The organism is Streptomyces atratus (assembly GCF_014648655.1).
Taxonomy (GTDB): domain Bacteria; phylum Actinomycetota; class Actinomycetes; order Streptomycetales; family Streptomycetaceae; genus Streptomyces; species Streptomyces atratus.
In genome coordinates this window covers 24,589-47,332 of record NZ_BMRN01000001.1, presented here as the reverse complement: position 1 = coordinate 47,332, position 22,744 = coordinate 24,589, and the positions used below count along the sequence as shown (strand labels likewise).

The window sequence follows — 22,744 nt, the reverse complement described above, 5'->3', positions numbered from 1 at the left end:
GTCCGAACCCAACACCGGCTTCAACGCCCTGCGCAACCGGATGGGCATCGCCGTCCCCCGCCGGGTCCGACAACCTGTTCGTCGCCCGGGAGACCCTGACCCACGCGGACAACCCCGGCCGACCTGTGTCTGCCGCGAACAGGAAACCGCCCGGGAGGAGCGTGCGCTCCTCCCGGGCGGCTGTGCCGGGTCGGACCCGGCTCCGGGTTCAGAAGGTCAGCTTGAAGCTGTTGATCTTGCCGGTGTCACCCGAGTAGACGTCCTGGACCTTCAGCTTCCAGGTGCCGTTGGCCACCTCGGACGAGGCGTTGACCGTGTAGGTCGTCTGGACGTTGTCCGCGGAGTCGGAGATCGAGGAGTTCTTCAGCCGGTAGGCCGTGCCGTCCGGGGCGACGAGATCGATGACCAGGTCACCGCGCCAGGTGTGGGTGATGTCCACGCCGACCTTGAGGGTGCTGGGCGCGTTGCCCGTGACGCCGGTGACGTTGACCGAGCTGGTGACGGCCGCGCCGCCGTCCGGGATGTTGACCGTGGCCTTGTTCTCGAAGACCTTGCCGCCCGGGTCCGGGTTGCCGCCGTCACGGGTGCCGACGTTGATGGCCGCCCAGGCATCGCCGACCGCCTTGTACTCGGCACTGGTCGTGCCGTACAGCTCACCGGCCACGGCGAGGGTACCGGTGCGGGCCGCCGCGTAGTTGGTGGTGGAGGTGAACTTGGTGGCGAGCGCCTTGAACCAGATCTGCTCGGCCTTGGCACGGCCGATGCCGGTCACCGGCAGGCCGTCGGAGGTCGGGGAGTCGTAGGAGACCCCGTTGATGACCTTGGCGCCGCTGCCCTCGGAGAGCAGGTAGAAGAAGTGGTTCGCCGGGCCCGAGGAGTAGTGGACGTCGATGTTGCCGATGCCCGAGTACCACGCGTCCTTGGACGCGCCGTCCTTGCTCGGCTTGTCCATGTAGCGCAGCGGGGTGCCGTCGCCGTTGATGTCGATCTTCTCGCCGACGAGGTAGTCGCCCGGGTCCTCGGCGGTGTTGGAGTAGAACTCCACGCCCGCGGCGAAGATGTCGCTGGTCGCCTCGTTGAGGCCACCGGACTCGCCGCTGTAGACCAGCTTGGCGGTGGCGGCGGTGACACCGTGCGACATCTCGTGCGCGGCCACGTCGAGCGAGGTCAGCGGCTTGAGGTTGCCCTCGCCGTCGCCGTACGTCATGCAGAAGCAGCTGTCCTGCCAGAAGGCGTTGACGTAGGCGTTGCCGTAGTGGACGCGGGAGTACGCGCCGACACCGTCACCGCGGATACCGGTGCGGCCGTGCACGTTCTTGTAGTAGTCCCAGGTCTCGGCCGCGCCGTAGTGGGCGTCCGCGGCGGCCGTCTCGGCGTTCGACGGGTTGCCGTTGCCCCACACGTCCGTGGAGTTGGTGAACAGCGTCCCGGTGCCGGACGACCCGTGGTTCAGGTTGTAGGTCTTGTGGTTGCCGCGGCCCGTGTCGGTCAGCGTGTACGACGGGGCGGTGCCGAGGGTGACCTGGCCGTTGTACTGGGTGTTGCCGGTGCCGTTCTCGACACCCTGCCACTCGTACAGCTTCGCGCCGGTGGACGCGTCCGTGATGACGTGCAGCTCGTTCGGGGTACCGTCCTCCTGGAGTCCGCCGACGACGGTCTCGTAGGCGAGCTGCGGCTTGCCCTGCGCCATCCAGACCACCTTGCGGGGTGCCCGGTCGGCCGCGGTCTTCTTGGAGCCGTCGGCCTTGGCGAGTCCGAGCGCCTGCTTCTGGGCCACGGCGGGCGCGACATCGGCCGTCGTGTCCACGGCCTTCAGCTGACCGCTGCTGACCTTGGACGCCTTGGTGACGCTCTCGGTCGCGCCGGCCTTGGTCTCCTGGACGACCAGGTCGCCGCCGAGCACCGGAAGCCCGGCGAAGGTGCGCTCGTAACGGGTGTGCGTGGTGCCGTCGTTGTCCTGGATGACATCCCGGACGACGAGCTTCTCCTGAGAGCCGAGACCGAGCTCCTTGGCCGTGGCTGCCTTGCTCGCGTCGGCCTCGCGGATGAGCTCGGCGCGCTGGGACGGGGTGAGCTGCTTGGCCAGTGCGCCGCGGTTGGCGCCGGCGGTCGCTGCCGCTGTGGCGCTGCCGGGAGTGGCAGTGGCCGTACCGGTCTGGACTCCGACGGCGAGGAGGGCTGCTGCGGCTATCAGAGCGCCGGTCGCGGTGGCACGACGGCTGGGCGTGGATCTCACGCGGACTCCTTCTGCGAGGGGGGTACCGGCGGCAGGGTGAGCCGACGGGAAGTACGAGAAGTGCGCGGAACGGGGTGAAGAGTGTCAGCCGGAAGACGGTCCTGTCAGGACCGCGTCAACAAGTTGGCCGGAAGTCGTCCGTTGCCGGAAAGGTCGTGTTCGTTAAGCGGACGTTTCGCCGATCATCATCGCGATGCCGTCCAGCGTCCTTTGAAGCCCGAATTCGAAGAGTGAGTCCAGGTCGAGCTCGAATTCATCGTGTTCGAACAGCGAGTTGAGGAACGGGTAGTCACCACTGGCCGAGATGGCATTGAACTGTGGCTCATTTCTTACCCTCCACTCCACGTCGGACAGCCCGGTGTCCTGCCGCGCCTGTGCCTCCGAGTCGGCGCCCATGGCCAGTCCCTGGACATGGGCGAACAGCGTGAGATGGATGTGCAGCATCGTGTGCGGCGAGAGCCCGGTGCCCCTCAGGGCGTGCAGCACCCACTCCGTGTACCGCATCGCGTGCGGGGACGCCGTCGGCCGGGTGAAGGAAGCCGTGGCCTGAGCCATCCACGGATGGCGCCCGTACACCGACCGGAGCCACCGTGCGGCGACTTCCAGCCCGGACCGCCAGTCGCGGGGCACGGTGCCCAGCGGGCGTTCACCGAAGACCTCGTCCGACATCAGCCGCACCAGCTCGGCCTTGCCCGGCACATGGCGGTACAGCGCCATGGTGGAGGTGGACAGTGTGGTCGCGACCCGGCGCATGGACACCGCGGGCAGCCCCTCGGCGTCGGCCAGTTCGATGGCGGCACGCACAATGCGCCCACGGCTCAGGGTGGGGCCGCTCCCCGGGCCGGCGAGCCCCGGAGCGCGACGCTCGACGACGACCGTGCCGACACCCGGCACCGCCCGTACGAGACCTTCGCCGCGCAGCACCGACAGTGCCTTGGTGGCGGTCGCCATGGCGACACCCCACTCCAGGACGATCGCACGCGTGGCGGGCACCCGGTCGCCCGGGGCGAGCTCACCGGAGACGATCCGGCGACGGATTTCACCGGCGATCCTGAGGTAGGGCGGTTCGGTCGGCACGCCTGCACTGTACTAGTGCACCCGGAACGGCGTACGCCCGGTCAACGCAGGGAATTCCGCAGGGCACATGGGGCCGGCCGGGAGGTGCACTACGGCAGTGTTTGCGGTGTACGCGGAGCAACTGCTGTGCTCCCGGCATGACTTCAGGACCGCACCTTCCGGTACCACCCGTACCCGCCTCCGGCACCGGCGCACCGGAGCCCGCCGCCCCGCGTGCCGGACGCCGTGAATGGACCGCGCTCGGCGTGCTGATGCTGCCGCTGCTCTTCGTCTCGATGGATGTCTCCATCCTCTTCTACGCCCTGCCGGCCATCGGCGCGGACCTCGAACCCGGCTCCACCCAGCAGCTGTGGATCCTGGACATCTACGGTTTCGTCCTCGCCGGACTGCTCATCACCACGGGCGCACTCGGCGACCGCATCGGCCGCCGGACCGTACTGATCACCGGCACGGTCCTCTTCGCCGCGGCCTCGGTCGCCGCCGCCTACGCCCAGTCCCCAGGGGCACTTATCGCCGCCCGGGCGCTCCTCGGCGTGGGCGGCGCCTGCCTGATGCCGTCCACCCTCGCCCTCGTCCGCAACCTCTTCCACGACCCGCGGCAGCGGGCCAGGGCGGTCGCCCTGTGGACGACCGTGATGGCCACCGGCATCTCCGTCGGCCCGGTCGTCAGCGGCGCCCTCCTCGAACACTTCTGGTGGGGCGCCGTCTTCCTCGTCAACCTGCCCGCGATGGCACTGCTGCTCGTCCTCGCACCGCTGCTGCTGCCGGAGTCCAGGACCCCCGCCGAGGGCCGGTTCGACATCCTGAGCGCGGTGCTCTCGCTCGCCGCGCTGCTGCCACTGATCCACGGCATCAAGGAGGTCGCCAAGCACGGATACCAGCCCCTGCCGGCTCTCGGCATCACCGCAGGACTCGCCCTGGGTTTCGTCTTCCTCCGTCGGCAGGCCCGCCTCGTCCACCCGATGGTCGACCTCGCACTCCTGCGCCGCCGCGCCTTCGGAGGATCGGTCCTCGTCAACCTGCTGGCCATGGCGGCAACGGTCGGATTCGCGGCGTTCTTCTCCCAGTACGTGCAGTCCGTCCTCGGCAAGAGCCCCTTCGAGGCGGCGATGTGGAGCCTCGTGCCCTCACTCGGCGTCGTGGTCTGTGCCCCGGCGGGCGGTGCGCTCGCCCGGCGGTTCGACCGCGGATACGTGATGGGCGGCGGGTTCCTCGTCTCCGCCGCGGGCTTCCTCTCGCTCACCCGGATCGGGACCCAATCGCCGCTGTGGATGACACTCGCCGGGTCCGCCGTCTACGCGGGCGGGCTGGTCTCCGCGATGACGCTCGCCAATGAACTCGCCCTCGGCGCCGCACCGCCCGAGCGCGCGGGCTCCGCTGCCGCGGTCCTCGAATCGGGTCAGGAACTCGGTGGCGCCCTGGGGATGGCGCTGCTCGGTTCGGTCGGCGCAGCCGTGTACGGCGGGGGCATGAGCGGTACGGTGCCCGCTGTGCCCGACGCCGCGCGGGAGACCCTGTCAGGCGCGGTCGCGGTGGCCCGGCAGCTTCCGTACCAGCTGCGGGAAACGGTGCTCTCCACTGCGTTCCGGGCCTTCACCCACAGCATGAACATGGCCGCGGCCGGTGCCGCCGTCGCGATGGCCGGTGCCGCCGTTCTCTCCGTCGCCCTGCTCCGGGGCACGGGCTCCGTACCGGCCGACGGAGCGGGCAGCGGTGCCCGTACCGAGGAGAAGCGACGGCCGCGGTGAAGTGCCGCCACCCCCGTGCGGAGCCGGGTGCGTCAGCGGGTGGTGAGTACCATCCGGAAGCGGGCGGCACCGGACATCATTTTCCGGTACGCCTCGGTGGCCCCGTCCAGCGGCACGGTCTCGATCATCGGGCGGATTCCGTGCAGGGCGCTGAACGCCATGGTGTCCTGTACGTCCTGCGCGGTGCCTGACGGGTGGCCCCGGACGACCTTGCCGCTCATGAGCAGCTGAGTCGGGCTGATTCCCAGCGGCTCGGGGTCCGCGCCGATGACCACCAGCTCACCGCGGGGGGCGAGCCCTTCCACGGTCGCCGTGATGGCCCCGGAGTTGGCGGCGGTGGCCAGGACGACCCTGGCGCCGCCGAGGGCCTGCAGCGCGTCCGCGACGGAGGTGTCCCCGGTGCTGTCGATGTAGTGGTGCGCGCCGAGTTCCTCGGCGAAGTCGGCCTTGGCGGCTCCGCGGGCGATGGCCACGGTCTCGTAGCCCATCGCGGCCGCGTACTGCACCCCCAGGTGGCCGAGCCCGCCGATGCCCAGCACGGCGACCAGGTCACCCGGCCGGGCGGAGCTGCGCCGCAGCCCGTTGTACGTGGTCACTCCCGCGCAGGCCATGGGCGCCGCATCGGTCGCCGCCAGTGCGTCGGGGATCCGGGCCAGGGCGTCCGACGGTGCGATCACCGTCTCGGCGTAGCCCCCGTCGTACGCCCATCCGGGGACCTTCAGGTTCCGGCACACGACGAAGTCGCCCTGCCTGCAGGGTGTGCAGTGGCCACAGCTGCCGCCGAACCAGCCCACCGCCACGCGGTCGCCCACCCGCCAGGCGTTCTGCGTTCCCTCACCGAGCTCCTCGATCCGCCCAGCGATCTCATGCCCGGGGACCAGCGGGAACCGTACGCCCGGAACCGCGTCGTCCACGAAGAGGGAGTCGCTGTGGCAGACCCCGCAGGCATCCACGGCCACCCGTACGTGACAGGGGCCCGGCTGCGGCACCTCGCGCTCGACGATCTCGAACGGACCGCCGGCGGCGGTGACCTGCGCGGCTCGGTAGACGCTCATCTGGATCTCTCCGGAGTACGGGTGGACGGCCCCCGGAATCAGCAGACCAGCTCCGGCCCGATCGCGCGCGCCGAGTGGCGCAGGCGGGACTTTCGTGACCCGTCCGAGGGGCGGGCCCGGGACGTACACGCCGGAATCGAGGCCCCACGCCCTCCCTGTCGCACCCTTGTGGGTTCCTCGTGATCGTTGGCCATCAGTCCTGCGGACGGTGTGCGCGGATGCCGTTTCGGCGGGCGTCGGGGCCCCGGGGCCCTTGCGGTGTCCGCTATGGCGTGGGTGGTGTCACCGACGTCAGGTAGGTCGCCGTCTCTCTTCCGCTGTTCGTGTAGCGGTGAGGCCGTGTGGCGTCGAAGGTCACCGCCTCACCCGCCTGCACCTCGAAACGCTGGTCGGCAACGTGCACCGTGACGGTGCCGGTGATGACATAGGCGCACTCGACCGCGACATGGCCCCACTGCTCGTCGCTGGATGCCTGGCCCGGTTCGAGCGTGCCGAGCAGAACCTCGAGCTGGCCGTTGCTCGGGGTCAGGCGTTCGTACTGCACGAGGCCCTTCGGCATGAGCAGGCGGGAGCGTTCGCCGGGGCGGCTGTGGTGAGCTGTGAGCGGGGCTTGCTCATGGAACAGCGAGGCGGTCGATGGGCCGAAGACCGTGCTCAAGGCGCGGAGGGTCTTGAGGCTCGGCTCGCGGGCGCCTCGCTCCACCTGGCTGAGCAGGGTCGCCGACAGGCCGGTCTGCGCCGCGAGGTCGCGCAGGCTGAGCCCCGCCTCCGTCCGCAGCGTGCGTAGTTGGTCTCCCATCACGGCGTTCAGCCTAGCTGAGCCGTGCGCAGCATTGTGCACACTCGTGTACATGGGGCGTGCGATTCCTGGGGCCGTTAGCACGTTTTCCCTGGGAGTCAACGGTTGACAGTCGAAGCTTCGTGCACTTTTGTGTACACACGTAAATAAGTACACGCCTGCTGTGCTGTCCCCAATGTTGTGGAGAGGTTCACCGCCATGAGCGCCGACAAGCATCTGGCCTTCCGCGGAGGAAGGGCACTGGCGTTCCTGCCGGTCGTCGTGTTCCTCGCGTTCTGCGTGCTCTTCTTCGTCGTGTTCAAGACGTTCGACATGACTGCGCTCGCCGCGGGAGGTGTTGTCGCGCTGCTCGTCGGCGCGCTGCTCGCCAAGTCGTATGCGTCGTACTGGTCCGCAGTGACGAAGGGGATCGGATCGTCCACCGCGGTCACGATCGTGTTGATCCTGTTCTGCGTGGGGCTGATGTCCGCCCTGATCAAGGAGACCAACGTCTCCGGCGGGTTCGTGTGGCTCGCCGAGCTCCTCGGCGTCGACGGAGGCACCTTCACACTGTTCGCGTTCGTCGCGGTGTGCATCATCTCGATGGCTACGGCGTCGTCCATCGGGACGATGTTCACGGCGTTCCCGATCTTCTATCCGGCCGGCGTACTCCTCGGCGCCGAGCCGGCGTTCCTCGCCGCCGCGATCATCTCCGGGGCGATCTTCGGAGACAATGTCGCCCCGATCTCCGACACGACGGTTATCTCCTCCTCAACGCAGACGTTCCGTCGCAAGGCCGGCACCGCCGATATCGCCGGAGTCGTCCGCAACCGCGCTCGCTTCGCCTTCACCGCGGCAGGCTTCGCGGCCGCCGGATTCTTTCTGCTGGGGTCGTCGGGCCGGTCGAGCGACCACGCCCACTCGCAGGAGCTGCTGGAGCAGGCCGCAGACCCGCTCGCCCTCGTGATGCTCATCCCCGTCGCGCTCATGCTCACCGTGGCGCTGCTCACCCGCGACATCTTCAAGGCGGTCACGGTCGGGCTGGTATCAGGGATCGTCACCGGCCTCGCCTCGGGCCTGCTGACCCCTGAGGGCATCATCGGCGTCACCGACGGGGCGCCGACCGGATTCCTGGTCTCCGGCATCGGCGACATGCTCGGCGTGATCGCTCTGGTGGTGACCGTGTTCGGCATCATGGGCGTACTCACCGAGGCGGGCATCCTCGACTGGCTCGTGAGCGCCCTCACCAACAGCCGCCTGTCCAGCACCCCGCGCGGTGCGGAGTTCGCGATCGGCATCGGGATCTCGTTCACCACGCTGCTGTTCGGCGGCGTGAACTCGGCTGCGATGCTCACGTTCGGCCCGGTCGCCAGTGAGATCGGCGACCGCGTCGGCCTGCACCCCTACCGCCGAGCGGTCGTCATGGACTGCTTCGCGATGGGGATCGCCTCCATCGTCCCCGTCCTCAGCGCCTATCTGTTCATCGGCGCGCAGCTCACGACCGGGATCAAGGGCGTTCCTGCCTTGGCCACGACGGAGATCTTCGTCGCGATGCTCTACCCGCTCGTCCTCACCGTCGTCATGGTCGTGGCGGCCGCAACCGGTTGGGGCCGCCGCTTCGAGGGCGCGGACGGTGTCGAACTGAAGCGACCCGAGCCCGTGCCGGCCGCGGTCTGAGAAACACACCCCAGGAAGAACACCGCCGGATGACCGGCGATTGGAGCAGACATGGATCGCAACACCGTCAACTGGCGCGGCTACATCCCCGCCATCACCACGCCGTTCACCCGCGAGGGCGTGCTCGACATCGACGCGTTGCACCAGCAGATGGCTTGGCTCGTCAACGAGGGCATCCAGGGCACGATCCTGGCCGGCACCAGCGGGGAGTGGTTCTCCCTGTCCGCGAAGGAGCGCGCGGAGCTGTTCGCGGCGGGCGCCGAACACCGGAGCGGCGCCTTCCCGGTCCTCGGCGCCTGCAACGCTTTTACCCCGCAAGAGGCGATCACCCACGCCCGCGCGGCACAAGCGGCGGGCCTCGACGGCATCCTCCTCACCCCGCCCCCCTACATCGTGCCCAACGGGAAGGAGATCGTCGCGTTCTACCGGGCGGTGAGCGACGCCACCGACATCCCGATGACCGTGTACAACTGGCCGCGCGGCTGCGTCGTGGACATGGACGTGGAACTGCTGGCCGAACTCGCGCAGATCGAGAATGTCGTCGCTGTCAAGAACTCGACGGGAGACTTCGCGAGCTTCCTCGCCGGGATGTATGCGCTGGAGGGCGAGGTGCGGTACTTCGGTCTGCCCACCAACGCGCTCGGCGCCGACCTTGCGATGCTCGGCCACGGCGACGGCCTGATGGGAACGGGCGGCATCCTCGGCCGCGACCAGGCCGACTTCTGGAACGCCGTCGATGCCGGGGACCGAGAGCGCGCGGTCCAACTGGGCAAGAAGGACCGCGTGTACATGGACGCGTGGTTCCGTCCCGACTACGGCGTGCAGTTCGGCAACCAGCAGGCGATCATCAAGACCGCACTGCGGCTGCGCGGCATCCCCGCGGGATTCGTGCGGGCGCCGCTCCTTGAGCTCACGCCGGACGAGGTCGCCCGTGTCGAGGCGACCCTGCACGAGCTCGGCATCGAGACGGTCCCCCTCGCCAATGACTGAGCGGTACGACGTCGTAGTCGTCGGCGGCGGCCTGCTCGGCTGCCTCACGGCGTGGATGGCCGCCCGCGACGGGGCGCACGTGCTCCTGGTCGACAAGGACCAGGTGAACCAGCACGCCTCGGGCCAGAACGCGGGGAGCCTGCACTTCCAGCTCGAATACCGGATGGTCGAGGCGGGCGAGGAGGCCGCGCGCGTCGCGGCGGAGGCGATGCCGCTGCACCTCGACGCTGCCGGGATGTGGGCGCGCATGGAGGACGAGATCGGAGAGCCGCTCGGCGTGCGCCAGACGGGCGGGCTCATGGTCGCCGAGAACTCCGGCCAGGTCGGGATGCTCGAGTTCAAGGCGGAGCTGGAACGCTCCTGGGGCCTCGACGTGCGCACGCTCGATCGCGCCGAGCTCGACGACGTCGCACCGTACCTCTCACGGGACATCGTCGCAGCCAACCTCAGCGCACTGGAAGGAAAGGCGGACGCCCGCATCGCTGCTCCCGCTGTCGGACGCGCAGCCATCGCGGCCGGCGCGACCGTACGCGCACGCTCCCGTCTGGTCGGCGCGCATCGCGTGCCGACCGGATGGGAAGTCACCCTCCGGGAGACAGACCGCGCGGGAGGCGAACGGGCCCGCACCGTCCGGACCGAAGCAGTCGTGCTCGCCGCCGGCGTCTGGACGACCGAGCTCGGCAGGGTCTTCGGCGCCGAGCTCCCCACCGTCCCCCTCGCCCTCACGATGACCGTCACCTCGAAGATCCCCAAGTTCATCCCCCACCTCGTCCAGCACGCAGGAGCGCGCCTGTCGCTCAAACAGTCGCTCGACAACACGGTCCTCATCGGCGGCGGGTGGCCGGCACGACTGATGAGGGACGCGAACGGCGTCCCGGCATTCGACCGCAAGCACCAGTTGATCCCGCAGTCGATCGCCGGCAACGCGCGCGCGGCCGTGAACACCGTTCCCGCGCTGGAGAGGGTCCCCGCCGTGCGCAGCTGGGTCGGCGCGACCACGGTGGCACCCGACCAACTGCCGCTCGTCGGCGCGGTCAGGGGCGCGCCGGGGGTGTTCGTCGCCACCGGCGGGTCGGCCTTCACACTCGGGCCGAGCTTCGCGCGGGTGCTGACCGACCTCATCGCCGGGCGCTCGCCCGATATCGACCTCGCACCCTACGACCCGGCCCGCTTCGCGGAAGGGAGCGTCTCATGACCACAGACGGATCCTGGCGTCACACCGCGCCAGAGCGCGGTGACGCCGTGACAATCTCCGTGGACGGCGAGCCGGTTCGCGCCTGTACGGGCGAGACGGTGGCTGCGGCGATGCTCGCCGCAGGGGCCGCGTTCGAACGAGACCGCTCCGGAGCTCCGCGGGCGCCGCTGTGCAACATGGGGACATGCTTCGAGTGCGCCGCCACGGTCGACGGTCGGCTGCTGACTCGCACCTGCCTCATCCCGGCGCGCGAGGGCATGGTCATCAAGACGCCAGGGAGGCTGTGATGTTTGATCTCGCGATCATAGGCGCGGGTCCGGCGGGCATGTCGGCGGCTCTCACCGCCGCCGATCACGGCCTGACAGTCGTCGTCATCGACGAGCAGCAGCGAGCGGGCGGACAGATCTTCCGTCAGCCGCCCGAGACCTTCGCCGGAAGCGTCCTGCACCCCACCGCCGGCTACGGCTGGGCCACAGAGCTCATCCGGCGTTTCGAGGCGGACCCGCGGCTGACGACGGAGTTCGGCTGGTCGGCGATCGGTGTGCTGCACGACGACGCGGAGCCGGATGGTCTGTGCGTGGCGATCAACCACCCGGAACACGGCACTCGCATGATCGGCGCGCGTCGGCTGCTGATCGCCACCGGCGCCTACGACCTTCCCGTCGCCTTCCCAGGCTGGACGCTGCCCGGCGTCATGACCGCCGGCGGTGTCCAGACCCTCGTCAAGGCGCAGAAGATCGCACCCGTCGGCGACGTCGTGCTGGCCGGGGCGCATCCGCTGCTGCTGCTCGTGGCCGACCTGCTCATCCGCGACGGCGTTCCGGTGCGCGAGGTCGCGTTCGCCCAGAGCATCCCGACGCCGGTGGACATGCTCCGCGCCCTCGGCGCCGTACCCGGTCATCTGCGGATGCTCACAGAGACGGGCGCGATCCTGGCGCGGCTGGTACGCAAGCGCGTTCGCGTCTCGTCCCGCACCATCGTGACGGCCGCCCGAGGTACGGAACACGTGTCCCGGATCGAGCTTGCCAGGGTCGACCGGCGGTGGAAGGTGACAGGCGCACCCCGCGAGGTCGCTGCATCGCATCTCGTGCTCGGGTACGGCTTCTCCGCGTCGACGGAGCTCGCCCGCCAGATTGGATGCGAACTTGTGTTTGATTCGCCGCGGGGTGGCTGGGTGGTTGCACACGACGAACGACTGCAGACATCCGTCCCCGGGGTGTTCGTCGCAGGCGAGCCCACGGGCGTCGCCGGCGCCGACCAGTCCCGCGCCGAGGGGACGCTCGCGGGTCTCGGGATCGCCGCGAGCCTCGGACGCGCCGTGCCGGCCGCGGCCTTTGCCGAAGCAGAACGGGGCATCCACGCATCGACACGATTCTCCGCTGTTGTGCAAAGCATATTCGAACCGGTCCGTGGCGCGCTCGGAGACCTGGCGACGCGAGAAACCACCGTCTGCCGATGTGAACTGGTCACACGCGGCGAACTCGACGACTTCCTCGAATCGTCACCGTTCGTCAGCAACGTCAACGCCGTCAAGCTCTCCTGCCGGACGGGCATGGGCCCCTGCCAGGGACGCTACTGCGAGAACAGTGTCGGCGCGATCCTCGCATCGGCACGCGAGCAGACGATTGGGCTCGGCGGACGCTTCTCCGCCCACCTGCCGATCAAACCTGTGCCCGTCGGAGACCTCCGGGACCTCGACGCGGTTACCGAGCAGCCCGCATCGGACGGCTCGGATACAGGTCGCTCGGCGTCGTGACGGCCGGTGGGCAGTTACTCGGATCGGCTGAGTCCGGGGCAGTGGAAGCGGCTGGTGCGGGAGTTGAAGCGCGGCCCACTCGCCCCCGTCAGGCCAGGCTCTCCCGCCACGCCCGGTGAAGCCCGGCGAAGCGGCCCGTGCCGCCGATGAGTTCCGACGGGGCGCCGTCCTCCACGATGCGCCCGTGCTCCATCACCAGGACCCGGTCCGCGATCTCCACGGTCGACAGACGGTGCGCGATCACGACCGCGGTGCGGCCGTGCAGCACCGTGTCCATGGCCCGCTGCACCGCTCGCTCGCCGGGGATGTCCAGGGAGCTCGTCGCCTCGTCGAGGATCAGCACGGCCGGGTTCGCCAGCAGGGCCCGTGCGAACGCGACCAACTGGCGCTGACCGGCCGAGATCCGGCCGCCCCTCTTGCGTACGTCCGTGTCGTATCCCTCGGGCAGTCCGGCGATGAAATCGTGTGCGCCGATCGCCTTGGCGGCCTGCTCGATCTCCTCACGGGTCGCGTCAGGGCTGCCGATCGCGATGTTCTCGGCGACGGTCCCGGAGAACAGGAACGCCTCCTGGGTCACCATCACCACACCGCGTCGCAGCTCGGGCACGGCCAGATCCCGCAGATCGGTCCCGTCCAGCAGCACCCGGCCGTCGGTCGGGTCGTAGAAGCGGGCCAGCAGCTTGGCGAGCGTCGACTTGCCCGCGCCCGTCGAACCGACCACGGCCACGGTCTGGCCGGCCGGGACCGTCAGGTCGAAGCGGGGCAGCACCTCGCCGCCCGTCCGGTAGGCGAACCGCACCGAGTCGAAGACGACCTCGCGGCCCGGGTGCTCACCCGTGAGGGCGGGCAGCTCCCGCGGATTCGACGTCTCGGGGACGGAAGGGGTCTGGGCGAGCAGGCCCGCGATCTTCTCCAGCGAAGCCGAGGCCGACTGGTAGGAGTTGAGGAACATGCCGAGCCGGTCGATCGGGTCGTACAGCCGGCGCAGATAGAGCACGGCCGCGGCCAGCACACCGAGCGCCAGGGTGCCCGACGCCACGCGGTACGCACCCCACAGCACGATCCCGGCGACCGCGGTGTTGGCGATCAGCCGGGAGCCGACCACATAGCGTGCCATCTCCAGCAACGCGCCGCCGTTCGACCACCGGTGTGCGTTGTTGAGGTCCTCGAAGTGCCGGTCGTTGATGCGCTCGCGGCGGAAGGCCTGGACGGGACGGATGCCGTTCATCGACTCGGCGAACTTCACGATGACCGCGGCGATCGCCGTCGACCGCGCCGCGTAGAGCACTCCGGCCCGCTGCTGGTAGAGCCGTACCAGCAGATACAGGGGTGCGAAGGAGAGCACCGCGAGCGCGCCGAGACCGAAGTCCAGCCAGAGGAGCACCAGCGAGATGGAGACGAAGGACAGGACGATGCCGATCAGCTCCTGCAGCCCCTCGCTGAGCAGTTCCCGCAGCGACTCCACATCCGTGGTGGAGCGGGAGATCAGCCGGCCCGAGGTGTAGCGCTCATGGAAGTCCACGCTCAGCGCCTGTGCATGGCGAAAAATCCGCCCGCGCAGATCGAGCAGCACGTCCTGGTTGATCCGGGCGGAGGCCCGGATGAACGCGTACTGCATGCCCCCCGCGGCCGCCGAGCACAGCGCGTAACCCACGGCCACCGCGATCAGCGGCCCGTAGTCCTTGTCCCGGAAGGCGGGCACGCCGCTGTCGATGGCGTAGGCGACGAGCAGCGGGCCCGCCTGCACCGCCGCCTGCTGGATCAGCAGCAACAGCGCGGACACCGCCACCCGGCCCCGGTGCGGCCGGAGCAGCGACATCAGCAGGGTGCGGGTCGCACCACGGGGCGTGGGCAGATCGTCCCGGTCGAACTGATCCCCGGCGCCGTCGGAGGGGGACGGGCGCTCGGGCTTCTTCCGCGCATCGCGCCGGTCGGCGGGCCCGGTCGTCGTACTGGTCATCGGGTGCGGCCCTTCTCGGCAGGGACGTCCGGCACAAGGCGGTCCTCGTCGGACGGGTCGGGAAAGGCGTCCTCGGCAAAGGCACCTTCCTGTGCGCTTGTGGCGCCGGACATCAACCAGGCGTACTCCGCGCTGTCGCGCAGCAGTTCCTGATGGGTTCCGACAGCGGTGATCCGGCCCTCCGACAGCAGCGCCACCCGGTCCGCCAGCATCACGGTGGACGGACGGTGCGCGACGACGATCGCCGTCGTCTCCTCGAGCACCTGCCGCAGGGCGGCCTCCACCAGTGCCTCCGTGTGCACATCCAGGGCGGAGAGCGGATCGTCGAGCACCAGGAAACGTGGCCGGCCGACCACGGCGCGGGCCAGCGCGAGCCGTTGCCGCTGTCCGCCGGAGAGACTGAGCCCCTGCTCACCGACCTGGGTTCCGATGCCCTCGGGCAGGTCGTACACGAAGTCGGCCTGCGCGACCGCGAGCGCCCGCCGCAGATCTTCCTCCCCGGCGCCTTCGGCGCCCATCAGCACGTTCTCCCCGACGCTCGCCGAGAAGAGCGTCGGCTCCTCGAACGCCATGGACACCAGCTCGCGCAGCTCCTTCCGGGGCATGGCGGCGATGTCCCTGCCGTCCAGCGTGATCCGCCCCGCGGTCGCCTCGTGCAGCCGCGGCACGAGCGCGGTGAGCGTCGTCTTTCCGGAACCCGTGGCCCCGACCAGGGCCATCGTCTCGCCCGGACGGATACGCAGATCGATCCGGGACAGTACGGGTACGGAGCCGGCCTCGGCGTCGGGGTAGCGGAACTCCACCCCCTCGAACACCATTTCGCCCTGACGGGCCGCGTCCTTCGGCGCGCGGCCGTCGGCGGCGGCCGTGTCGTCCTCCTCCTCGGCCACATCCATCACTTCGAAGAACCGTTCGGTCGCCGTCGCCGACTCCTGGCTCATCGCCAGCAGGAAGCCGATCGACTCGATCGGCCACCGCAGCGCGAGCGCCGTGGAGAGGAAGGCGACCAGTGTGCCCGCCGAGAGCCCGTCGTCCGCGACCTGGACCGTGCCGAGGACCAGCGCAGCCCCGATGGCAAGCTCGGGGATCGTGGTGATGGCGGCCCAGATGCCCGCGAGGAGGCGGGCCTTGCCCAGCTCCGTGCTTCGAAGCCGCTGCGAGAGGGCACGGAACGCGAGGGCCTGGCTGCGGTGCCGGCCGAAGCCCTTGATGATGCGGATGCCGAGCACGCTCTCCTCGACGACCGTCGTCAGATCGCCGACCTGATCCTGCGCCTTGCGCGCCACGAGCGAGTACTTCGTCTCGAAGACCGAGCAGAGAATCACCATCGGGACCACCGGGGCGAGCAGCACCAGTCCCAGCGTCCACTGCTGCATCAGCAGAATGATGAAACCGATCAGGATCGTCGTTCCGTTGACCAGCAGGAAGGTCAGCGGAAAAGCCAGGAACATGCGCACCAGCATCAGGTCCGTGGTCCCGCGCGAGAGCAACTGCCCCGACGGCCAGCGGTCGTGGAACGCCACCGGCAGCCGCTGCAGATGCCGGTACAGGTCGGCCCGCATCGCCGCCTCGACCCCTGCCAGCGGCCGGGCCACCATCCACCGTCGCACCCCGAAGAGCGCGGCCTCGGCGAGGCCCAGCAACAGCAGATACAGCGCGCCGAGCCAGACGCCGCCCGGGTCGCGGCCGGCCACGGGGCCGTCGACGATCCACTTCAGTACGAGAGGGATCACCAGGCCGATACAGGAAGCGACTATCGCGATCAGAGCTGCGCCGAACAGGCGCTTGCGTACCGGCTTCACATAGGGCCACAACCGCAGCAGGGAGCGCACGGTGGACCGGTCCTTGGGCTCTGCATGTTCTTCGGGCATCACAGGCGAGCCTACGGTTCACCTCTGACATCGCTCATGTGGTTTTCGGCCGTCCGGCGGTGACGGAGCCTCGTAACCGGCCCTGCGGACCGCTGGTCGTACCCCGTATCAACCGATCGGCTGATGCCGCCTCGAGCGCGATGGACGATGGTGCGCCGGTCCCCGCGACGCGATTCTCGTAGGCATGGCAATCATCGAAGTGAACGGGGTGCACAAGGCCTACGCCGGGCGCCCCGCGGTGGACGGAGTGAGCTTCGCCGTCGACGAGGGGGAGATCTTCGGGATCCTCGGACCCAACGGTGCGGGCAAGACCACCACCGTCGAGTGCGTCGAGGGGCTGCGGGTTCCCGACGCCGGTACGGTCCGCGTCGCCGGCCTCGACCCGGTCGCCGACCATGACCGGGTCACTCGGCTGCTCGGCGCACAACTCCAGGAGAGCGAACTCCAGCCCAAGATCACCGTGGCCGAGGCGCTGGAGCTGTACAGCGCCTTCTACCCGGACCCCGCCGACTGGCGTGCGCTGGCCGAACGACTCGGTCTGCACACCAAGTACGGCACCAGGTTCGCCAAACTGTCCGGCGGTCAGAAGCAGCGGCTGTCCATCGCGCTCGCCCTGGTCGGCAACCCGAAGGTCGTGATCCTCGACGAGCTGACCACGGGTCTGGACCCGCGGGCCCGCCGGGACACCTGGAAGCTGATCGAGGACGTACGCGACAGCGGCGTGACGGTCCTTCTGGTCACCCACTTCATGGAAGAGGCCAGCCGGCTCTGCGACCGTGTCGCCGTGATCGACAAGGGAAAGGTTGTCGCCCTCGACACCCCGTCCGGGCTGGTCAGCAGGGCCGGCAGCGCCACGGTCATCTCCTTCACGCCGTCACAGCCGCTCGACGAAACCGAGCTGGACCAGCTGCCCGGGGCGGTCTCCGTCGAACAGAACGGCGGCCGGATCGTCATCAACGGCACCGACGAGACGGTCAACGCGGTGATCTCGCTGCTGGCCCGCCACCGCATCACCGCACACCAGCTCCGCGTCACCGAGGCAACGCTGGACGACGCGTTCCTCGACCTCACAGAAGCAGAACAGGCGGCCTGAGATGACCACAGCGACCCCGGCCAGGACGACGGCCACCCCCACCCCATGGGCAGCGGTGCTCAGGGCCGAGACACGGCTCTTCCTCCGCGAGCCCGGCGGCCTGTTCTGGATCCTCGTCTTCCCGTCCGCGCTGCTGACGATCCTCGGCCTGATCCCGTCCTTCCGGGACCCCGATGACGCGCTCGGTGGCCGCCGCGTCATCGATCTGTACGTACCGGTGTCGGTGCTGCTCGCCATGATCATGGCCGGGATCGGGGCCATGCCGCCCATCCTCACCGGCTACCGCGAGCGCGGGATCCTGCGCCGGATGTCGACCACTCCGGTGCCGCCGTCCGCCCTGCTCACCGCGCAGATCGCCCTGCACGGCGCCGCGGCCCTCGGCTCTGCCGCGCTGGTGATGACCGTCGGCCGCGCCGTCTTCGGCGTGAGGCTGCCCGGACAGCCCTTCGGCTACGTCCTGGCGCTGCTCCTGGCGACCGCGAGCGTCCTCGGCCTCGGCGCGCTGCTGTGCGCGCTCTCCCGCACCACCAAGGCATCCTCCGCCATCGGCACGGTCGCCAACCTCGTGATGATGTTCACCGCCGGGGTCTGGATCCCGGTGCAGACCATGCCCGAAACCCTCCGGCGCATCGTAGAGGTCACCCCGTTCGGCGCGGCCTCCCAGGCACTGGACCGGGCGGCGTCCGGCGGCTGGCCCGGCTGGGTACAGCTGGGCGTCATGGCGCTGTGGGCGGCCGTGGTGACCGGGCTGGCGACCCGGCTGTTCCGTTGGGAGTGACCGTTCCGGGGGAGAATCCCTCCATGAACGCGGGGGACATGGCAGAGGCGGGCGCGACCGGAGCGACGACGGCCGCGCAGTGGTGGGAACGGTTCTTCCGGTACGGGCCGTACGGTCTGCTCGGCCTGAGCACCGCGGTCTCCGCCGTGTCCGCCTCTGCCATGTCCCGCTCGGACGTGTACGCCGTCGCGGCGCTGGTTCCGGTGGCGCTCGTCCTCCAGTTCTGGTGGGGGCGGGTCCGTCGGAGTGTTCCCGCGCAGTCGCGGGCGGCGCAGTTCTACTTCGTCGCCCGGACGTTGCTCGCCGCCGTACTGACCTCGTGCAACCCGTTCTTCTCCATGTTCGCGGTTCTCGGCTACTTCGACGTCGGCCGGCTGCTTCCGCAACGGGCCATCCGCGCCGGGCTGCTGGTCACCGCCGTCATCATGGCGGGCGCGCAGTCCGGCAGCGGCCTCCCGCCGACCGACCTCATGAACTGGATCGCCTTCGGCGTCCTCTTCGCCCTGCACGCCACCCTCACCATGGTCTTCGCCCAGATCGGCGACCGGGAGGCCGAGCAGACCCGTGCCCAGGTCGACACCATCGCGGAACTGGAGTCCGCCAACGCACGCCTCGAACAGGCCATGGCGGAGAACGCGGGCCTGCACGCCCAACTTCTCGTCCAGGCCCGCGAAGCGGGCGTCGCCGACGAGCGGCGCCGACTGGCCGCCGAGATCCACGACACTCTCGCGCAGGGCCTGACCGGCATCATCGCCCAGCTCCAGGTGGTGACCTCGATCGCCGACACCGACCCCGCGCTGGCCCGGCAGCACCTCGACCGTGCCGCCGCCCTCGCCCGGCACAGCCTGGGCGAGGCGCGCCGCTCGGTACACGACCTGGTCCCTGCCGCACTGGAGCACGACGACCTTCCCGGCGCGCTGAAGAAGACGGTCACCGGCTGGGGGGAACGTCATGGGGTCCGGGCCGAGTTCACCGTCACCGGTACCGTCGAGCCGGTTCACGACGAGATAGCCGCCACCCTGCTCCGTATCGCCGAGGAAGCCCTCGCCAACGCCGGACGCCATGCCGGGGCCTCACGGGTCGGCATCACCCTGTCCTTCATGGGCGACGAACTCACCCTGGACGTACGGGACGACGGCTGCGGCTTCGACCCGGCCGCCCTGCCGCCGTACAGCGGCGCGGGCGGTTTCGGGCTCGGCGGCATGCGGGCCCGCGCCGAGCGTATCGCGGGCACCGTGGAGGTGGAGACGGAGCCGGGCCGCGGCACTGCGGTCTGCGCTCGGGTGCCACTGGTTCAGGACAGTCGATGACCAGTACGGTTGGCCTGTCATGGCTGAGGATTCCGCACGCGTCATCACGCTCGTCGTCGTCGACGACCACCCCGTCGTACGGGACGGTCTGCGCGGCATGTTCGATTCGGCCCCCGGCTTCCGGGTCCTCGGGGAGGCGTCGAACGGGGTGGAGGGCGTCGATCTCGTGGCCCGGCTCGGCCCCGATGTCGTCCTGATGGACCTGCGGATGCCGGGCGGCGGTGGAGTGGCCGCCATCGCCGAACTGACCCGGCGCGGTGACCGGTCCAAGGTGCTCGTCCTGACCACGTACGACACCGACTCCGACACGCTCCCCGCGATCGAGGCCGGCGCGACCGGCTATCTGCTCAAGGACGCGCCCCGCGACGAGCTGTTCAACGCCGTCCGCGCCGCCGCCGACGGCCGCACCGTGCTTTCGCCCGCCGTCGCCTCCCGCCTGATCTCACGGGTGCGCACGCCGGCGGCGCAGGGCAACGAGTCGCTGTCGGGCCGTGAGCGCGAGGTGCTCGAACTCGTCGCGAAGGGCACCTCGAACCGTGAGATAGCCGCCGAGTTGTTCATCAGCGAGGCCACGGTGAAGACCCACCTCACGCATATCTTCGCCAAGCTGGGTGCCAAGGACCGGGCCGCCGCCGTCGCGGTCGGCTACGACCGGGGCATCCTCGGCTGACCCTCACTCCCCGACTCGCAGCAGCAGCACCGACCTGGCCGGTACGGTCAGCAGCACGCCGCCCCGGTGGACGGTGCCGGGTGCCGCGGCCTGGTCCTCCCGCGAGGTGTCCAGGACCAGTTCGTAACTCTGCGCCCACGGCGGCCCGGGAAGCCGGAAGTCGCTCGGCCGGTGGTCCGCGTGCAGGATCGCCAGAAAGCTGTCGTCCGTGACCTGTTCGCCGCGCGCGTCCCGGCCGGGGATGTCGCGTCCGGAGAGATAGAGCCCGACCGTCGCCGCCGGTGCGTACCAGTCCTCCTCCGTCATCTCCGCCCCCTGCCGGGTGAACCACGCCAGGTCCCGCAGTCCGTCCGCCGCCTGCGCCCGCCCGGAGAAGAAGGCGCGGCGGCGCAGCACCGGGTGCCTGTGGCGCAGGGTGAGGACCCGGGACGTCAGCTCGGTCAGCGCCCGCCACTCGGGCCGGCCGAGCAGTGACCAGTCCAGCCAGCTGACCTCGTTGTCCTGGCAGTACGCGTTGTTGTTGCCGCCCTGCGTCCGGCCCATCTCGTCGCCTGCGACCAGCATCGGCACACCCGTCGACAGCAGCAGTGTGGTAAGCAGATTGCGCAGCTGACGACGGCGCAGCGCGTTGACCGATGGGTCGTCGCTCTCGCCCTCGGCGCCGCAGTTCCAGGCCCGGTTGTCCGAGGTGCCGTCCCGGTTGCCTTCGCCGTTGGCCTCGTTGTGCTTCTGCTCGTAGCTGACCAGATCGCGCATGGTGAAGCCGTCGTGCGCGGTGACGAAGTTGACCGAGGCGTACGGGCGCCGGCCGCCCCATGCGTACAGATCGCTGGATCCGGTCAGCCGGTAGCCGAGATCCCGTACGTCGGGCAGGGCGCCGCGCCAGAAGTCCCGTACGGCGTCCCGGTAGCGGTCGTTCCACTCGGTCCACAGCGGGGGGAAGGAGCCCACCTGGTAGCCGCCGTTGCCGACGTCCCACGGCTCGGCGATCAGCTTCACCCGGCGCAGCACCGGGTCCTGGCCGATCACCGCGAGGAAGGGGGAGAGCATGTCGACGTCGTGCATCGAGCGGGCCAGCGCGGCTGCCAGATCGAAGCGGAAGCCGTCGACGCCCATTTCCGTGACCCAGTAGCGCAGCGAGTCCGTGATCAGCCGCAGGACGTGCGGCTGGACCACATGCAGGGTGTTGCCGCAGCCGGTGTAGTCCGCGTATCTGCGGGCGTCGGACTGGAGGCGGTAGTAACCCCGGTTGTCGATGCCGCGCAGCGACAGCATGGGACCCAGCTCGCTCGCCTCCGCCGTGTGGTTGTAGACCACATCGAGGATCACCTCGATCCCGGCGTCGTGCAGGGCCCGCACCATCCGTTTGAACTCGCCGACCTGCTGGCCCGCAGTCCCGCTCGCCGAGTAGCCGGCGTGCGGGGCGAAGTAGCCGATGGAGTTGTAGCCCCAGTAGTTGTGCAGGCCGCGCCGGAGCAGATGGTCCTCGTGGGCGAACTGATGCACCGGCAGCAGTTCCACCGCTGTGACCCCGAGCCGCTGCAGATGGCCGATGGCCGCCGGGTGGGCGAGACCGGCGTACGTGCCCCTCAGCTCCTCGGGGATTTCGGGGTGCAGCTTGGTGAAGCCACGTACATGCAGCTCGTAGATGACGGAGTCCGCCCACGGGGTCTTGGGCCGGCGGTCCTGCGCCCAGTCGTCGTCGTCCTGGACCACGACACCCTTCGGTACGTACGGAGCGGAGTCCCGTTCATCGCGCACGGTGTCGGCGACCTGTTGGTGCGGCCAGTCCCTCACATGGCCGTACACCTCGGCCGGGAGGGTGAACGAGCCGTCCACGGCCCGTGCGTACGGATCGAGGAGCAGCTTCGCCGCGTTCCAGCGGGCACCGGTCCAGGGGTCCCAGCGGCCGTGCACCCGGTAGCCGTACCGCTGACCCGGCCGTACGCCAGGCACGAAGCCGTGCCAGATCTCATGGGTCAGCTCGGTCAGCACCAGGCGTGTCTCGCTCCCGTCCTTGTCGAAGAGGCAGAGCTCGACGGCCTCCGCGCCGCCCGCCCAGAGCGCGAAATTGGTGCCCGCCACCCCGTCGGGGCCCACCCGGAAGCGGGCCCCGAGCGGCATCGGGGCGCCGGGCCACACGGCGGGCGGCCGCCTCGGCACGGCCTCCCGCGCACTCTCCGGCACGGCCGTCGTCTCCGTCTCCTGCACTGCCTCCTGCTCGGCTGCGCTCGACACCTGCTCGCCTCCCGCGGCTCGTGGGGACCGGCACCGAAAGGGAGCGCGCGGCGTCCCGGCCGCGGCTCCCCGAGTGTGGTCCTCCCCTCTGTTCTGCCCACGCGGGGGCCCGCACTCACGTTTCCCCCGACCGGCCCCCCGTAACAAGCAGGTGGCATCGGACAACGGGCTCGGAGGCTGGAGTCTGAACCGGACCCGGTGGAAGGCCGGCCCGGCCCTGCGCCGAGGCCCCATCGGATCCCCCAGGGCCTGCCCGGCGGATCAGGACAAGGACAGGCCGGCCGGCCCCGCCGCACCCGTACCCCGTGTCAC

The 22,744-nt window shown here is 70.0% G+C and carries 17 protein-coding genes; 10 read left to right on the top strand and 7 right to left on the bottom strand.

The genetic code is table 11. The features are described from left to right. Positions 1–208 precede the first annotated feature (208 nt). Both IEZ15_RS00180 and IEZ15_RS00175 read right to left on the bottom strand, forming a co-directional pair. Positions 209–2,236, bottom strand: a complete 2,028-nt coding sequence (locus tag IEZ15_RS00180; protein WP_114246746.1) for a M4 family metallopeptidase — start codon at positions 2,234–2,236, stop codon at positions 209–211. 162 nt (positions 2,237–2,398) lie between these two features. Further along, on the bottom strand, positions 2,399–3,313 hold the full coding sequence (locus IEZ15_RS00175; RefSeq protein ID WP_114246747.1) for a TetR/AcrR family transcriptional regulator C-terminal domain-containing protein: 915 nt from the start codon (positions 3,311–3,313) through the stop codon (positions 2,399–2,401). 137 nt (positions 3,314–3,450) lie between these two features. On the opposite strand from IEZ15_RS00175, the gene IEZ15_RS00170 reads away from it, so the two are divergent. Further along, on the top strand, positions 3,451–5,061 hold the full coding sequence (locus IEZ15_RS00170; protein WP_373302468.1) for an MFS transporter: 1,611 nt from the start codon (positions 3,451–3,453) through the stop codon (positions 5,059–5,061). A gap of 32 nt (positions 5,062–5,093) precedes the next feature. Here the strand turns inward: IEZ15_RS00170 and IEZ15_RS00165 are convergent, their stop codons facing one another. Further along, positions 5,094–6,116 (bottom strand): alcohol dehydrogenase, encoded by a 1,023-nt coding sequence (locus tag IEZ15_RS00165; protein WP_189273201.1) that lies wholly within the window; start codon positions 6,114–6,116, stop codon positions 5,094–5,096. Between the two features lie 265 nt (positions 6,117–6,381). Continuing rightward, the gene (locus IEZ15_RS00160) at positions 6,382–6,915 is read right to left on the bottom strand and encodes a helix-turn-helix domain-containing protein (RefSeq protein ID WP_189273199.1); all 534 of its coding nucleotides are present in this window, start codon (positions 6,913–6,915) and stop codon (positions 6,382–6,384) included. A gap of 198 nt (positions 6,916–7,113) precedes the next feature. Between IEZ15_RS00160 and IEZ15_RS00155 the strand changes: the two genes are divergently transcribed. Genes IEZ15_RS00155 through IEZ15_RS00135 form a run of 5 tightly spaced genes read left to right on the top strand, consistent with a single transcriptional unit; the run spans position 7,114 to position 12,512 of the window. Continuing rightward, positions 7,114–8,571 carry a Na+/H+ antiporter NhaC family protein gene (locus IEZ15_RS00155; RefSeq protein WP_189273197.1) on the top strand — a complete coding sequence of 486 codons (1,458 nt, stop codon included), beginning with the start codon at positions 7,114–7,116 and terminating at the stop codon, positions 8,569–8,571. Positions 8,572–8,622: 51 nt separating this feature from the next. Continuing rightward, positions 8,623–9,561 carry a dihydrodipicolinate synthase family protein gene (locus IEZ15_RS00150; RefSeq protein ID WP_189273194.1) on the top strand — a complete coding sequence of 313 codons (939 nt, stop codon included), beginning with the start codon at positions 8,623–8,625 and terminating at the stop codon, positions 9,559–9,561. Continuing rightward, on the top strand, positions 9,554–10,756 hold the full coding sequence (locus IEZ15_RS00145) for an NAD(P)/FAD-dependent oxidoreductase (protein ID WP_189273192.1): 1,203 nt from the start codon (positions 9,554–9,556) through the stop codon (positions 10,754–10,756). The genes IEZ15_RS00150 and IEZ15_RS00145 overlap by 8 nt, the downstream gene beginning before the upstream one ends. Further along, complete coding sequence (locus IEZ15_RS00140; protein WP_189273190.1) at positions 10,753–11,043, top strand: 2Fe-2S iron-sulfur cluster-binding protein; 291 nt, start codon at positions 10,753–10,755, stop codon at positions 11,041–11,043. The genes IEZ15_RS00145 and IEZ15_RS00140 overlap by 4 nt, the downstream gene beginning before the upstream one ends. After that, the gene (locus tag IEZ15_RS00135; protein ID WP_189273188.1) at positions 11,043–12,512 is read left to right on the top strand and encodes an NAD(P)/FAD-dependent oxidoreductase; all 1,470 of its coding nucleotides are present in this window, start codon (positions 11,043–11,045) and stop codon (positions 12,510–12,512) included. The genes IEZ15_RS00140 and IEZ15_RS00135 overlap by 1 nt, the downstream gene beginning before the upstream one ends. Before the next feature lie 88 nt (positions 12,513–12,600). On the opposite strand, the gene IEZ15_RS00130 is transcribed toward IEZ15_RS00135, so the two are convergent. Next, positions 12,601–14,472 carry an ABC transporter ATP-binding protein gene (locus IEZ15_RS00130; protein WP_189273186.1) on the bottom strand — a complete coding sequence of 624 codons (1,872 nt, stop codon included), beginning with the start codon at positions 14,470–14,472 and terminating at the stop codon, positions 12,601–12,603. Continuing rightward, the gene (locus IEZ15_RS00125; protein WP_189273184.1) at positions 14,469–16,343 is read right to left on the bottom strand and encodes an ABC transporter ATP-binding protein; all 1,875 of its coding nucleotides are present in this window, start codon (positions 16,341–16,343) and stop codon (positions 14,469–14,471) included. Before IEZ15_RS00125 ends, IEZ15_RS00130 begins: the two co-directional genes overlap by 4 nt. A gap of 184 nt (positions 16,344–16,527) precedes the next feature. On the opposite strand from IEZ15_RS00125, the gene IEZ15_RS00120 reads away from it, so the two are divergent. Genes IEZ15_RS00120 through IEZ15_RS00105 form a run of 4 tightly spaced genes read left to right on the top strand, consistent with a single transcriptional unit; the run spans position 16,528 to position 20,194 of the window. After that, positions 16,528–17,436: an ABC transporter ATP-binding protein gene (locus tag IEZ15_RS00120; RefSeq protein ID WP_189273181.1), complete on the top strand. Its 909-nt coding sequence runs from the start codon at positions 16,528–16,530 to the stop codon at positions 17,434–17,436. A 1-nt stretch (position 17,437) separates the two neighbouring features. Continuing rightward, positions 17,438–18,214 carry an ABC transporter permease gene (locus tag IEZ15_RS00115; protein ID WP_189273179.1) on the top strand — a complete coding sequence of 259 codons (777 nt, stop codon included), beginning with the start codon at positions 17,438–17,440 and terminating at the stop codon, positions 18,212–18,214. A 23-nt stretch (positions 18,215–18,237) separates the two neighbouring features. Further along, complete coding sequence (locus tag IEZ15_RS00110) at positions 18,238–19,524, top strand: sensor histidine kinase (RefSeq protein WP_229845668.1); 1,287 nt, start codon at positions 18,238–18,240, stop codon at positions 19,522–19,524. Positions 19,525–19,543: 19 nt separating this feature from the next. Continuing rightward, positions 19,544–20,194, top strand: a complete 651-nt coding sequence (locus tag IEZ15_RS00105) for a response regulator (protein ID WP_189273177.1) — start codon at positions 19,544–19,546, stop codon at positions 20,192–20,194. 3 nt (positions 20,195–20,197) lie between these two features. On the opposite strand, the gene glgX is transcribed toward IEZ15_RS00105, so the two are convergent. Continuing rightward, positions 20,198–22,432, bottom strand: a complete 2,235-nt coding sequence (gene glgX / locus IEZ15_RS00100) for a glycogen debranching protein GlgX (RefSeq protein ID WP_189273175.1) — start codon at positions 22,430–22,432, stop codon at positions 20,198–20,200. Between the last annotated feature and the right edge of the window lie 312 nt (positions 22,433–22,744).

What these genes read in the sequence shown, in the direction of transcription:
- IEZ15_RS00170 (WP_373302468.1), top strand. Translation starts at nt 3,451, where the DNA reads ATGACTTCAGGACCGCACCTTCCGGTACCACCCGTACCCGCCTCCGGC.
- IEZ15_RS00110 (WP_229845668.1), top strand. Translation starts at nt 18,238, where the DNA reads ATGAACGCGGGGGACATGGCAGAGGCGGGCGCGACCGGAGCGACGACG.
- IEZ15_RS00155 (WP_189273197.1), top strand. Translation starts at nt 7,114, where the DNA reads ATGAGCGCCGACAAGCATCTGGCCTTCCGCGGAGGAAGGGCACTGGCG.
- IEZ15_RS00160 (WP_189273199.1), bottom strand. Translation starts at nt 6,915, where the DNA reads ATGGGAGACCAACTACGCACGCTGCGGACGGAGGCGGGGCTCAGCCTG.
- IEZ15_RS00115 (WP_189273179.1), top strand. Translation starts at nt 17,438, where the DNA reads ATGACCACAGCGACCCCGGCCAGGACGACGGCCACCCCCACCCCATGG.
- IEZ15_RS00130 (WP_189273186.1), bottom strand. Translation starts at nt 14,472, where the DNA reads ATGACCAGTACGACGACCGGGCCCGCCGACCGGCGCGATGCGCGGAAG.
- IEZ15_RS00125 (WP_189273184.1), bottom strand. Translation starts at nt 16,343, where the DNA reads ATGCCCGAAGAACATGCAGAGCCCAAGGACCGGTCCACCGTGCGCTCC.
- IEZ15_RS00105 (WP_189273177.1), top strand. Translation starts at nt 19,544, where the DNA reads ATGGCTGAGGATTCCGCACGCGTCATCACGCTCGTCGTCGTCGACGAC.
- IEZ15_RS00140 (WP_189273190.1), top strand. Translation starts at nt 10,753, where the DNA reads ATGACCACAGACGGATCCTGGCGTCACACCGCGCCAGAGCGCGGTGAC.
- IEZ15_RS00135 (WP_189273188.1), top strand. Translation starts at nt 11,043, where the DNA reads ATGTTTGATCTCGCGATCATAGGCGCGGGTCCGGCGGGCATGTCGGCG.
- IEZ15_RS00150 (WP_189273194.1), top strand. Translation starts at nt 8,623, where the DNA reads ATGGATCGCAACACCGTCAACTGGCGCGGCTACATCCCCGCCATCACC.
- IEZ15_RS00145 (WP_189273192.1), top strand. Translation starts at nt 9,554, where the DNA reads ATGACTGAGCGGTACGACGTCGTAGTCGTCGGCGGCGGCCTGCTCGGC.
- IEZ15_RS00165 (WP_189273201.1), bottom strand. Translation starts at nt 6,116, where the DNA reads ATGAGCGTCTACCGAGCCGCGCAGGTCACCGCCGCCGGCGGTCCGTTC.
- IEZ15_RS00120 (WP_189273181.1), top strand. Translation starts at nt 16,528, where the DNA reads ATGGCAATCATCGAAGTGAACGGGGTGCACAAGGCCTACGCCGGGCGC.